The sequence below is a fragment of the Spiroplasma endosymbiont of Thecophora atra genome (assembly GCF_964019735.1).
Lineage (GTDB): Bacteria > Bacillota_I > Bacilli_A > Mycoplasmatales > VBWQ01 > Spiroplasma_E > Spiroplasma_E ixodetis_A.
This window is the reverse complement of the sequence record NZ_OZ026464.1, coordinates 82,587-94,978: the sequence shown is the minus strand read 5'-3', so window position 1 is coordinate 94,978 and position 12,392 is coordinate 82,587. Positions and strand designations below refer to the sequence as shown.

The following is a 12,392-nucleotide window of genomic DNA, read 5'->3' as shown; positions in this document are numbered from 1 at the left end:
TTCTTTAAAATATTTGATTAATTTTTAATATAATTTTGACAATAATAAATATAATTAAGCCAGCAGTTGCAGATGATAGAATTACTCCAATTAAACCTAAAATAATTTTTATAATTTTAAAAAACATAATATTATTCCTGTAATTCTTCTAATTTTTTAAAAATATAATCTCTACCCATACCCCACATTATTCTATTATTATAAATATTAATTTCAGTATCCGCATTAACATTATTATTTGATATTCATAAACTACTTTTTAAAACATTTGTATCTAATTGATAATAAAAATTAATTATTTGTCAACTATAATTTTTATTATTTTCTTTACTAGTATAATCACCAAAACTATAATATATTCTATAATGTGTTTTATCTTTAAATATATATTCTATATGTGTAATATTATTTTTATCTACTACGACTTTACCTACTTCTTTTCAATTTGAACCACTTGGACTGGGTTGTGGTTGTTTTTCTAATATTTCATTAATGGCTTGTAATAATTTTTTATTTTGAGTTTTTAATAATTTATATTCATTATTTTCTAATAAATCTTTACAAAGTAATGAATTTTCTTCATCATTTAATGCAATTTCATTTGTTTCAGTATTATATTTAAAATAATCATTTGAAAATTTTTTATCTTTTATTTTTTCTTTTAATTCATTAATAGCACCGACAATAGTTTTATCAGTAGTTTCTAAATTAGGAATTTCTGCACTAATAGTATTTATTTGAAATGCAATAGGAAATTGTGATTTTACATCTTCTAATTTTTTATCTACTTCTTCTTTTTTATAATAATCAGATAAATTAGGAATTTTATTATTGATTTCATTAATTGCAGGAACGATTTGTTTAGAAACTGTTTGTAAAGCATCATCATTGATATTTTGCTTTTTATCTAATAAATTATTAGTTTCTAGTTTTGTGTAATAATCATGTTCAGTACTTTCTTCTGTTATAAATTCAGTTGGTGTATCTATTCCTTGATATTGATATATTTCTTCTATATCACCAATTAAATTAATTTTTCCACGTTCAGGATAGGAATTACCACCACCCCTAAATTTTTTATTTCTATTGTCATAGTAAATCGTTCCGGTATTTAAAATTCTTTTATTTTGGATTTGTTCACTATACGTCATGGAATCAACATTTAGCAATTCAAATTCATTAAAAACATTATTTAAATAAATTTTAATTACTTTATAAAATTTCATAAAGTTATTTTCTGTTAAATATTGATAACTGATTTTAATAAAATATCATTTAAATATTTCTATATTATTATTTTCAACTTTTTTTCATAAAGGACTAGTTTCAATATTAAATCAATTATTTTTAACATCATTAATATTTTCATTTGCTTTAATTAATTCAGTATTTAATTTGGTAATTTCATTTTCATTAGTAGTAATTCGTTTTTGTTGTTTAGCAGAAAAATCACAAGTTGGTGCATGTGTATAATCACCAATTTGTGGATTATTTTGTAATGCTTCGGGGGGTAATGTACCAATTTCATCAGGTCAATCTAAAATCATTGTTTCAGTTTCTTTATCATAATCAGTTGCAACATAACCTTTATTAATAAATTTACTAACAGGACCTCTATATATTTCATTTTCATTATCATCAACTAAATCATCATATAATTTAATTTGTTTTAATAATGTAAATTCTTTTTGTTGTTCAATTAATTCATCAACTTGATTTCTAGTATAAAATGCTTTTAAGTCAATTTTTTCAACATCTATTTCATCATCATTATAACTTGAAAATATTTGTTTTAATTCTGTTAGTCTTGCCCATATTTTCATTCTACTAGGTGCTAAATCTCAAACATTAATTGTAGGAATACTACTTGCACTAAATTGATTACCATTATTAAATTGAATAGTAGCATCAACATTAAATTCAATTGGTGTACGATTAAATACTCAATGTTCTACCATTACATAAACCATATCTCTTAATGTTTCTTTAATTAATTCATCTTTAAAACTATCAAAAGGAAATTTAGATAAAATAAAATTAAGATAAGCATTAATATCATTTTGAGCACGAATAGCAAATGTTTTAAATCAATCATTAGCATTTGGTCATGTTTGTATATATTGCTGTGGCGTTTCTGTAATTTTTCCAGTTAATGGATATCAGTTATTATAATTTTCAAGACTGACATCAGTTCAAAGTTTATTAATCATAATTTATCATTCCTTAAAAAATGCTTGTTTATAATGATGAGTATGTTTTTTTGTTTTTTTATGTGTTATATGTTCAATTTCTTTTTGTATTTTATTTTTACCTTTTTTTAAATTTTTCTTACTTTTTGTTACAACTTGACTATATGCAAATTTTTCTAAATGATGTAATAATCCAGTACCAAATAAAGTATTAACACTAAATTTTAAACCAACATTTTTAAATGATTTGTTAATATTTTCAATAGGATTATTAATAATATTTACTACTTTATGATAAGTTCTAATAGTTCTAAATATTTCTCTATATACTTTAAAACTATCTCTAATTACTTGTTGTACCACTGGTGGAGCAAATGCTATTGCTTTTAATCATTTATTATGATTAACACCATAACCAATGTATCAACCACTATATCAACGATATCAATGGAATGGATGTATTTGAGTAACAAAAGTTTTTGCTTTAAGAATACTATCAACAACTGTAATTGATTTATATTTAGGATTGCGATGATAAATAGTAATTGCACATTTATTTAATGACAAAGGTTGAATTTTACAACCCATAAATACTGGTGAATTTAATGGAATTAATTGTGCGTGTTTAATTGCTCTTTTTTCTGCACTAGTAAATAAATTAGTTGCTTTTTCTTTTAATTTCTGAATTTTTTCAAATACTTGTTTTTCTAACTTTTCAAATTTTTCTTGTAATTTATATATACTTTCTCGTATTTTTTCAAAATATGGTGTATCTTTTCAAAATTTATTTAAACCTTTTTTTAAATAAAATCTAATATCAAAATATTTAAAAGTTTGATTTGCTTTTAAAACAAGTTGATGAATAACATTATTTTTAAAATTAAATTTAATAGCATTAGCACGAATTTTTTGTAAATCTAAAATTAAAGTTTTTCCATATCTATTTTCTGTATGTATTGTATGAACTAAATTTAATCAATCATGTTGATTCATTTTTAATACTTCTTTTAAATCAGTATTAAATTTTTTTAAAAAGTTATTTGCTTTTTCAATATCTTTAATTTTAAATTTAGGAGTTAATTGTGGACTTAGTTTTATTAATGTATTTTGTAATAATAAGTAATCTTTTAACTCTTGTGCTTCTAATTTTTGAAAATTATTTTTATATTGTCTTTCAGCAACATAACCTAAATCTCGTAATACTGTTTCACGATTAGGAGTAAAACTATAATTCATTAAATAACGTTTATTACCAATAATTTTATCTGTTAAAATTTCTTTTCCACTTACTTGACTAATAATTTCTTGTAAATTTTTTGCTTCTTTAATTCCCACTTGTTCTAATGTTTTAGTTTTTTGTGCTAGTTTAATAAATTTACTTGTACGATAACCACGACTAATTTTATTAAGTCCAGCAAATGCAGGAAGTATATTAAAGAAAGTATTTAATTTTGTTACATTTCCTTTTAAATAATCATAAACTTGATTAATAGTAAAATCAGTTAAAAACTCTACACCAACAGCACTAATACTAGCAACTAAATCACTTGCACCTAATCCAAGTGCAAAACTTTCACTTAATCCACCAGTAAAAGGAGCAAGTGCTACTGCTATAACTTGTACACCAATCATTTCTAAAATTTCTCATCAAAAACTTTTGTTTTCTTGTTGGTTACTTGTTCTAGTATGTTTTGGTTTATTTATGTTTAAAAGTATTGCTGTACTAGTTGTACCGATTGGCATAATATTAATTTCCTTTATTTAAGAGTTATTTTAATTGGATTTGTTGTTCCTTTATAATTTAAGTCATTAACATTAGCAGTAATGGTTATATATAAGTCACCTGCTTTTTGTTTTTGATTACTTACATTAGTTTTTCCTTGTGCATCACTAAAATATTTAATAGTTGGATTTGTTAAATTTGGATTTAATGATTTAAGTTCATTAGTACTTTTTATTTGTGTATTTAATTCACTATTATTGTTATTAACATTTGCAGTAATATCAGTTGTTAAACTTGTAATTTTAGTTTTTAAATCAGTTTTTTCTGTTTTAATAACTCCACATAACATTCAACGTGATGTTGTTTCATTATTAGAAATATATGGTATTGCTTCTCCAACAACTTCACCAGCAACTTTATATGCTCTTCCTGCTTTATCATCTTTAATAAAATCTACATAAATAACTGTATTTTCTATCATATATCTTTTCATCGCTCTTGGTGTTGCTAAAATAAAGGTCATTAATTGTTGTTCATTTTTATCATTAGTAAAAATCATATAATCATCAAGAACAATTTCACATAATACACCTTTTACATATAAATTATTTCCATTTAAACGTAATTGTTGTGCCAACTGATTATCGGTAATTAAACCTTTATTATCTGCTAAATAAACTAAACTATCATAAAGACCATTAGTAATAAAAAATTTACTATTTGCAATGTTTCTAAATTGAAACAAAGTATTTCAAGCAGATAACATTGATTTTAAATAGTCTACTGGTGTTGTATCTTCAATATCGATTTTAGTAGCAAATTTTGCAATTGCTTGTGTATCATCAATTGCCAATTTATCTGCTAAATCATTTGCAACTTCATATTGCATACTATCTAATAAATTTTGTCCATTATTTGCTTTTAAATCTACATCTGCAATAATTTCTCCTGCAAGATATTTTTTAGTTATTTTTTTACTAATTTTATCTGTATCAACATATGGTAATTCATATCTTTTACTTTTATCATCTCAAGCAATAATTTTTACTTCTGGTTTTTTTGGTTTTTTAACAATAAACTCAATATTTACTGAGTCAACAATTTCAGTAGGGAAAAAGTTTGCTCATGGACTATTTGAAATTTTAAAAAATTCTATAAATTCTGGCGCTTCTACTAATCTCTCTGTATTGTCTAAATTTTGATTAAATGGTACTGACATTTTATTTCTTCCTTTCGTTTATAAATAATTTTTCTTTTTATAATTAATTAAAAAATTTTCTTTATCATTTGTTTTATTATTAATAATTATTTGTTTATTTCCACCTGTATTAATTGTTTCTTTAAATACTGGTTGTTCTTTAATCATTTTTTTAATAGTTTCTTCAATTTTTGAATTTTCTAAATTATTAGTTTTAAATTTTAAATAATCATAAAATTCAGTTTTAACTTGATATTTTTTAAATATATTAATTATTTCTTTTTCTTTAATTTCTTGATTAAGTTTATTTAACTTATTTTCTGCTTCATTAACTTTATTTTCTATTTCTTGTTGAACATTATTTTCAGTTAAAGGTTCAGTTGTTTGTTGAACATTATCTTTATTTTCTAACATTTAACATTCTCCTAATCTTATCCCAATAATCAATCTTTAACTAATTGTGGTATTTCACTTATTAATTTTTTATAATCATTAACTGCATTTTCTAATGTATCAATATCAGAAAATTTAAAACAATTATCAATATGTAAATCAAAATTTCTATCAATACTAATATCTTGTTTTCTATATTTTTCATTAAATTCAATTTTTGTCATATTATTTTTCTCCTTTATTAATCTTTTCATTTAATTTTGCTAATTTTTTTTGATGTTTTATAATTTTGTTATTTGCTCTAACATGTTTTGGAGTTGTGATAAATCTTTTTAATAAAACAATAATTTCTCTGCAAATTAATGTTCCAACACTTGTTCCAATAATTATTAATTCATGTAAAAATTCTTTCATTTCAATATTTTCCTTTCAATTATTTATTTTTTAATTATTCATCAAATTGACCACCATTAATTCTTTCAATCATCGATTTTGAATTACTTATAATGCTTACTAATAAGGCAATTTCTTTATTTAATTGTTCCATTCTCTCTTTATATGTATGAATTTCATTATTATAATATTCAAGTAATTTTTCTTTATTCATAAATTATTCACCTCCTTTATAAACTCATGTGATTATAATCTCAATTTAGTGAAGCATTATCATGATTTAATGGAACTTCGCTCATATTATCACTACCATATTGACTAGTTCTTTCACTATTAATTGTGAAACTATTATCATTAATTAATCTTGCAGTTTCATTATTAAATGATGTTTCTTGCATTTCTTCAATATGATTAGTTGTTTCCATTGGTAATAAATTATGAATAATTTCACTTATTCCTGCAATAATAGTAGGTACTGCATAAGCATTATTAAAATCATTATTAATACCCATAGCAACTCCACTTGATATTAAACATCCACCAGTTGCCATATTACAAATCTTTCTTATTGTTTCAAATTTATTAGGTATTAACTCAGTTAATCCACTAATAAGATTTGATATACCATAAGCATTTAAACTAATATATGTATCTCAATCCATTAATGACTGATTTTCTTGTTTATTTAATAGTAATCATGGAGGACCTTCTGTTGTAGTTGTAGTAGTTATTGGAGTTGGTGTTGTAGGAATAATAGGACTAATATTATTTTCTGTTCATTTACTATAATTTGCTAAACCAATTGTTCCTAAACCTAATAATATTTTTTTACTACTATTAATTAATTTAGTTTTAGTATTTGGTCTTTGATTTAAATTTCATATATCTAAACCTAATTTTTTACCAAATAATAAACTATTAATTGAACCTAATACTGGATTTGCAATTACTTGACCATAATAAGCACTTGTACCAATCATTGCACAAATTGGACTTATACCAGTTCTAATTAACTTAGTTAAAGTATAATTTGATTGTGTATTTTCGTTTGGCATTTTAATCTCCTTTATTTACTTTTAACATTTCTCTTACAATATCTAATAAAGTATTTACTTGATATTCATATAATTCAAATTCATAATTTCTAATTTTAATTTTTTCCTTTTTCATTTTTTTATTCTCCTTTAATTTTCTAATTTTTTAATTGTTACTTTAATTCAACCTTGATAAACATCATTATTACCAACTATTAATGCAACATTACTTTCTGGGTCCGAAACAATTATGTGTTTGGATTTAACATTTGGGTATTGTCTTAAAATAATTGCTCTAATATCATTACTTGTATGAATTGCTTTTGGAAATGGTGATAATATTTCAATTTCATCTTTATTTTCAAACAAAGTAGGTAATATTATCATTAGTCAAATTCACCTTTTTCTATTTTTTCAATTAATAAATTTAAAATATTTTTGTCAAAATCAGAGTTTGTATAATTAATTTTTTTAGTTCATTTAATTATATCTTTCATATATTTAAGTAATTTTTCTTTATTCATTATCAAAGTCTCCTAAATTTCCTCAACTTCTTCTATTTCATTTATTAACTGCTTCTAATCAACAACTATTACAGGTATTGGATAAAAAGTTTTCTTTTACTTTATTGCACATAGAACATTTATCTTCATATTTCATATTATTTCTCCTTATTTTCAATTTGATTAGCAATTTCATTTAATATTTTTAATACTTTATATTCATTTTTTAATTCTTTAATAATAAATATTAAAAATATTATTAGTGTTATACTTGTTATTAATATTGGTACTATTAATAAAAATTTTCATAATATCATTTTTTACTCTTTTCATTTTTTAAATCATTTAACATTTATTGAACAAAATGCACGATTTTTAGGAATGTTTAAAGTGTTAAAGATTTGACCAGTTACAATAATTTCATCATTTTTGTTTAATAAAATACAGCGTCTATAAAGTTTTGGGTTATTAAAAATTAAAGTAACGTAGTTTAATCCATTTCATTGACCACGAACACTATAATATAATTCTTTATTACCTTTTTCGTAATATTTTGCTTCAATAGTGTTACTCAGTTTTACTGTTAATTTGACATAATTTGCTTTATCTTTCATTTTTATAATTCCTTAAATAATATTGAATATGTTTATATGCATCTTGTTCATGTTTTGTAAATTTTATATTTCCTTTATAATTTTCTATTTTAGTTTTATTTTTTGGTTCGTTTTCTTGAAAATCTCAATTCATAACGTCTTCTACTAATACCATTAATGCACCAATAATTTTAGGAGTTGCTAATGGATTAGTTAATAATTGTTTTGAAGTTAAAAAGAAATTTTCTACAATAACTAATATTTTTTTATCAATAAATTTGTTTTTAGTTATTTGAAAATATATTTTATAAAAATCTTTACTTTCTAAAATAGTTTTTGTTTTAAATGTTTTATTTAAAACAATACTATTAGTTTCATTTGAATATATAACGATTCCATTATTACCAATTCCAGCAGGGTCAATTCCAATAATTAAGTCATATTGCATTATTAATCAAAGTTTCCATTTTTAATTTTTTCTTGTAATCTCATTATTAATTTCATTTTTCAATTACTAATATTAATTTTAATTTCATCACTAATATCATCTTTAAGTAATTCCATAAATTCATTATCAAGATAATAAATTAATTTTTCTTTATCCATATTTATACCTCCTGCTTAACCTAATATTTAAGATACAGTCGTAACAAATTGTTTTACTATTTTTATCTCTTAAAAAATATTTTCTTGTTTTTATATCATTAGTATTAAAGAATAAATAATCTAATTTATTTTGTTTACATGTTCAACAAAAATACTTTTTCATTATGAGTTGAAATTTCCTTATAAGAAGTAACTATATAATTAATTGGTAAATCATCATGTTTATATGGATTATTTATTTTAAAACATTTTCTGTTTTCTTCTCATGTAATGTTATATTTAAAACAAGGATTAGTAATTTTAGTTTTGTTATCTGTTATTTCACCCATAAATCAACTATTATGCTGTTCATAAAATTTTAATGGTTCAAGTTTTATATCATTAAGATAATATTCTTTTGAAGCAGTTGGTTTATTAACAGTTATTTTTTGGTCTTTAATATATGGTTCTAATAATTTTATTAATTCATTACCACTTAATTCTCTTTTAATATTTTCTAAATTAAAAACTCAATATGTATATTTATCATCAGCAATAAAACTATTATTTTTAACCATTCATTTTGGACATTGTAATTTATATTCACCATAATCAATAAGAATAGCTTGTGGTTTATCTTTAACAATTTGTTCTTTTTTAAATTCTATTTGCATAATAATCCTTTCCTAATATGTTCTGTTGCTTATAGCATAAAGAACATATATTTTGATTTTTAGATTATTAATAATACTACTATTAGTTTTATTCATTTCAGAAATTCTGGGCTCAAAAATAAATTGTGAAATTTTAAAAAGAAATCGAGGCATTCGATTCAATATTTATTTAATTTGTGTTAAACAAATTAATATTTTAATTGAACCGGCACCGCTCAATTTTTTTTACAAGTTTGAAATTTATTTTCTCGCCCAAAAAAATTTTCAAAAAAAATAAAAAATAAAACCAACACTTGCTCACTGGGGGGTGGCAAGGTTGGTTAAATAAAGAATAGAATTAATACAATAGGTCCCTACAACAGGTCTATATATACTAGTTTCCAATTCGCTCCCACCCCAAGAATTACCATTAAATGGTTAGTATATTTTATTAGGTATCACTCCACTTTTTATTTATCCATGCAAGTCCACATGTTCTAGCTACTATTTTTAACAACTGTGTTGTAGTTCACTTTTTTAGTTCCCTAACACGTGTTGATAATAGCGTTAAAGAGGTTTATTAAAAATTTTAAAATTTTACAATTACAAAAAAAAGACAAGATTATTTCTTGTCTTTTTCCTTAATAATAACTTTGAGAATAATTTTTATTTTATTTAAATATATATTTTTTAAAATACGTCGAATATAAATTTAAGGGTAAAAGAGAATTTAATTTTTCTATCATCATTTTTAAATGGTAATATTGGAAAGAATTTATTTATCTAGTAATTCATCTTCCTACTTTTTTGGGAACCTCCCATATAGATTTGATAAATATAATTACGATGAATTTAAAAAAAGAACTATATATATTTATGAAATTGAACGTTTATTTAAAAATAATGAAAATAATAGTTTAAGATTTTCAGCAAATACTATTAAAATAGGTTTTATTGATATTGATAAAGTATTAAAAACTACTGCTACTGAAACATCAGACTTTACTATGCAATTAAATCAAAGACCAAGTACTAATATTAATGATAATACTATTGAATATAGTATGACTGATATTAAAAATTTAATTTTTCAAGAAATAAATTTATTAAATCAATTTAAGTTATATGCTGTATCTATTAATGAACCCTTAACTGAAAATAATATTGATAATTTATATATCATTAATAATTATTCACAACCTTATCAAAATCCAAAAACAAGAAGTACTAAAAGTATAACTATTATTAAAATTAAAGATTTTAAAACAAGAGATGGTTATCCAATCATTATTAAATTACAAAAACCATTAGACAAAGATACAAAAGTAATTGGTTTAAAAATTAAATCCCCTAGAAGCATGATTTTTGGCAATATAAAGGTACTTGGTGAAGTTGACAATATGGAAGTATACCCAAAGTTATTTGTCAAAGATAAGATAGCATTTCCCTTGTTATCAATGCCTATTGAAACTCAACCAAAAGTTAGAATATTACAACAATGATTTAGTGAACAAATTTTACCTTGAAATTTAGCAAAACAATTTATAGGACAAGAAAAATCAGTTTTAGATTTAATTAAAATTAGTACTGGTACTGTAACAAGAAAAGAAGTTATTAATAATGCAAGAGTAACTGATAATTGATTAAGTTGGGAAATGGGTGCTGTTTGAGATGGTAATTGACCATTAAAACATGAAATACATTTGGAAGATAAAAAAGTTTTATCTTATAGTAATGAAGGATGATATGTTTATCTTGCAACTAATAATAGATTTAAAAGTATAGCAATTGAAATACAAGATGCGCCAACAATTGATAGTTTACAACAGTTATTATTAGATATGTTAAGTTATACATATAACTATAATAGAAATTTTAATGGTGCTTTATACAATGACAAAGGAAAAGCAATAAATAAGATGGCAGAATTACGTGATACATTTTCAGGACAAAAACCCGATGAAATAATTACTAACTTATTTAAACAATGGGAGTTTGAATATCCAAATTATATAAAATTATTGCAAATTAAAGTATTTAAACAAGTATTTATTATGTTATCAAAATATATTTATTCATCATTATCAATAAATAAAGGATTAAATGATGATAATAAAATATTATTACCTTATTATTTTGAATTAAAATCAAGCCCAATAAAACCTACTAAAGATGATATTTGAAGATTTACAGATATAAAAGTAATATTAAAATCTGAATATTTTGATTTTACAGATATTAATAACATTAAGTTAAAAAATAATGATATTAGCCAAAATCAATTATTTAAATTAGATGATAATCAATTTAACTGATTATCTATAACTAATGAACTTGAAAGTAATAATATTCCGTCATTAATTCCTGCTGATTGAACATTAGGTAATGGAGAATATGGAAAGTATTTTACAAGAGCAATTATTAGTAACAATAAAATTGAAAATGCTTTAAATTTATACGGTTCAAATAAATCTCAATTATTTTCTAAATTAGAATTTTATAAAGAAATTTCACAAATTGATAATAATAATCAATTTGAATTACAAATTGAAAATCCGATTAATAACTTAAATCGGATTGAAATTAGTGGTATATTTGGTGCTGCTAATTATGAAATAATTTTAATAACTGATAAACAAGAAATAAATTTAAAAAATATTAATTTATTTGATAAATATAATGAAAATATTTCTTATATAAATATAGAAATTTAATTATCAAAATATCCATCTGGATAAATACCATCTCATTTTATGTCATAATCAAGAATTTGTTTAACACTAAAATATAAATTTATTTTATGTTCATCACTTGTTTCATGTGATCATATTGTTGTTCCAGCCCCCCCAGTAGACTGTATAATCATGTCCTAAATATGACTTATAATTATAAGTTTTATAATATGACATTATACTTAATAAAAGTGCAGCTATAACAGCAGTTCATAATATTATTTTTTTATAATTTATTTTAATTCATTTTTTAAAATTATTTAATTTTTTTCCTTTTTCTTCTTTTTCATTTTCTACATTTTTTATCATTTCTTTGCTATCTTGCATTTTAATTCTCCTTTTTTCCTTGATTTTACTTTTAAATTGTACTATTTTTGATTATTTTTACAAATATAC

The 12,392-nt window shown here is 22.1% G+C and carries 20 protein-coding genes; 1 reads left to right on the top strand and 19 read right to left on the bottom strand.

Going from position 1 to position 12,392, the window contains the following annotated elements; genetic code table 4:
* Positions 1-4 precede the first annotated feature (4 nt).
* The 18 genes from AACL05_RS00500 to AACL05_RS00415 all read right to left on the bottom strand — a co-directional run bounded on the left by AACL05_RS00500 (position 5) and on the right by AACL05_RS00415 (position 9,285).
* Positions 5-127, bottom strand: a complete 123-nt coding sequence (locus AACL05_RS00500; protein ID WP_255495924.1) for a hypothetical protein — start codon at positions 125-127, stop codon at positions 5-7.
* Positions 128-131: 4 nt separating this feature from the next.
* Positions 132-2,210: a hypothetical protein gene (locus AACL05_RS00495; RefSeq protein ID WP_338961710.1), complete on the bottom strand. Its 2,079-nt coding sequence runs from the start codon at positions 2,208-2,210 to the stop codon at positions 132-134.
* 3 nt (positions 2,211-2,213) lie between these two features.
* Positions 2,214-3,932, bottom strand: a complete 1,719-nt coding sequence (locus AACL05_RS00490; RefSeq protein WP_338961709.1) for a hypothetical protein — start codon at positions 3,930-3,932, stop codon at positions 2,214-2,216.
* Positions 3,933-3,946: 14 nt separating this feature from the next.
* On the bottom strand, positions 3,947-5,131 hold the full coding sequence (locus AACL05_RS00485) for a hypothetical protein (RefSeq protein WP_338961708.1): 1,185 nt from the start codon (positions 5,129-5,131) through the stop codon (positions 3,947-3,949).
* An 18-nt stretch (positions 5,132-5,149) separates the two neighbouring features.
* The gene (locus AACL05_RS00480) at positions 5,150-5,524 is read right to left on the bottom strand and encodes a hypothetical protein (protein ID WP_338961707.1); all 375 of its coding nucleotides are present in this window, start codon (positions 5,522-5,524) and stop codon (positions 5,150-5,152) included.
* A gap of 17 nt (positions 5,525-5,541) precedes the next feature.
* On the bottom strand, positions 5,542-5,727 hold the full coding sequence (locus AACL05_RS00475) for a hypothetical protein (protein WP_338986059.1): 186 nt from the start codon (positions 5,725-5,727) through the stop codon (positions 5,542-5,544).
* Between the two features lies 1 nt (position 5,728).
* The gene (locus AACL05_RS00470; RefSeq protein ID WP_174481134.1) at positions 5,729-5,917 is read right to left on the bottom strand and encodes a hypothetical protein; all 189 of its coding nucleotides are present in this window, start codon (positions 5,915-5,917) and stop codon (positions 5,729-5,731) included.
* Positions 5,918-5,951: 34 nt separating this feature from the next.
* Entirely contained in the window at positions 5,952-6,110 is a 159-nt protein-coding gene (locus AACL05_RS00465; protein WP_338961498.1) for a hypothetical protein, read from the bottom strand.
* 16 nt (positions 6,111-6,126) lie between these two features.
* Positions 6,127-6,951 carry a hypothetical protein gene (locus tag AACL05_RS00460; RefSeq protein ID WP_338961705.1) on the bottom strand — a complete coding sequence of 275 codons (825 nt, stop codon included), beginning with the start codon at positions 6,949-6,951 and terminating at the stop codon, positions 6,127-6,129.
* Positions 6,952-7,080: 129 nt separating this feature from the next.
* Complete coding sequence (locus AACL05_RS00455) at positions 7,081-7,317, bottom strand: hypothetical protein (RefSeq protein ID WP_338961704.1); 237 nt, start codon at positions 7,315-7,317, stop codon at positions 7,081-7,083.
* Positions 7,317-7,454, bottom strand: coding sequence for a hypothetical protein (locus tag AACL05_RS00450; protein ID WP_281747958.1), 138 nt, complete (start codon positions 7,452-7,454; stop codon positions 7,317-7,319). Before AACL05_RS00450 ends, AACL05_RS00455 begins: the two co-directional genes overlap by 1 nt.
* Positions 7,447-7,590: a hypothetical protein gene (locus tag AACL05_RS00445; RefSeq protein WP_338961243.1), complete on the bottom strand. Its 144-nt coding sequence runs from the start codon at positions 7,588-7,590 to the stop codon at positions 7,447-7,449. Before AACL05_RS00445 ends, AACL05_RS00450 begins: the two co-directional genes overlap by 8 nt.
* A gap of 1 nt (position 7,591) precedes the next feature.
* On the bottom strand, positions 7,592-7,750 hold the full coding sequence (locus AACL05_RS00440) for a hypothetical protein (RefSeq protein ID WP_338961242.1): 159 nt from the start codon (positions 7,748-7,750) through the stop codon (positions 7,592-7,594).
* A 3-nt stretch (positions 7,751-7,753) separates the two neighbouring features.
* Complete coding sequence (locus tag AACL05_RS00435) at positions 7,754-8,047, bottom strand: hypothetical protein (RefSeq protein WP_338961240.1); 294 nt, start codon at positions 8,045-8,047, stop codon at positions 7,754-7,756.
* Positions 8,037-8,474, bottom strand: coding sequence for a hypothetical protein (locus tag AACL05_RS00430; protein ID WP_338961703.1), 438 nt, complete (start codon positions 8,472-8,474; stop codon positions 8,037-8,039). Before AACL05_RS00430 ends, AACL05_RS00435 begins: the two co-directional genes overlap by 11 nt.
* Positions 8,475-8,476: 2 nt before the next feature.
* Entirely contained in the window at positions 8,477-8,632 is a 156-nt protein-coding gene (locus AACL05_RS00425) for a hypothetical protein (protein ID WP_338961479.1), read from the bottom strand.
* Positions 8,625-8,795 carry a hypothetical protein gene (locus AACL05_RS00420; protein ID WP_338961476.1) on the bottom strand — a complete coding sequence of 57 codons (171 nt, stop codon included), beginning with the start codon at positions 8,793-8,795 and terminating at the stop codon, positions 8,625-8,627. Before AACL05_RS00420 ends, AACL05_RS00425 begins: the two co-directional genes overlap by 8 nt.
* Positions 8,767-9,285 (bottom strand): hypothetical protein, encoded by a 519-nt coding sequence (locus AACL05_RS00415; protein WP_338961702.1) that lies wholly within the window; start codon positions 9,283-9,285, stop codon positions 8,767-8,769. The genes AACL05_RS00420 and AACL05_RS00415 overlap by 29 nt, the downstream gene beginning before the upstream one ends.
* Before the next feature lie 734 nt (positions 9,286-10,019).
* Between AACL05_RS00415 and AACL05_RS00410 the strand changes: the two genes are divergently transcribed.
* On the top strand, positions 10,020-11,978 hold the full coding sequence (locus AACL05_RS00410) for a hypothetical protein (RefSeq protein WP_338986056.1): 1,959 nt from the start codon (positions 10,020-10,022) through the stop codon (positions 11,976-11,978).
* On the opposite strand, the gene AACL05_RS00405 is transcribed toward AACL05_RS00410, so the two are convergent.
* Positions 11,975-12,130 (bottom strand): hypothetical protein, encoded by a 156-nt coding sequence (locus AACL05_RS00405; RefSeq protein WP_338986055.1) that lies wholly within the window; start codon positions 12,128-12,130, stop codon positions 11,975-11,977. The genes AACL05_RS00410 and AACL05_RS00405 overlap by 4 nt on opposite strands.
* Positions 12,131-12,392: the final 262 nt, after the last annotated feature.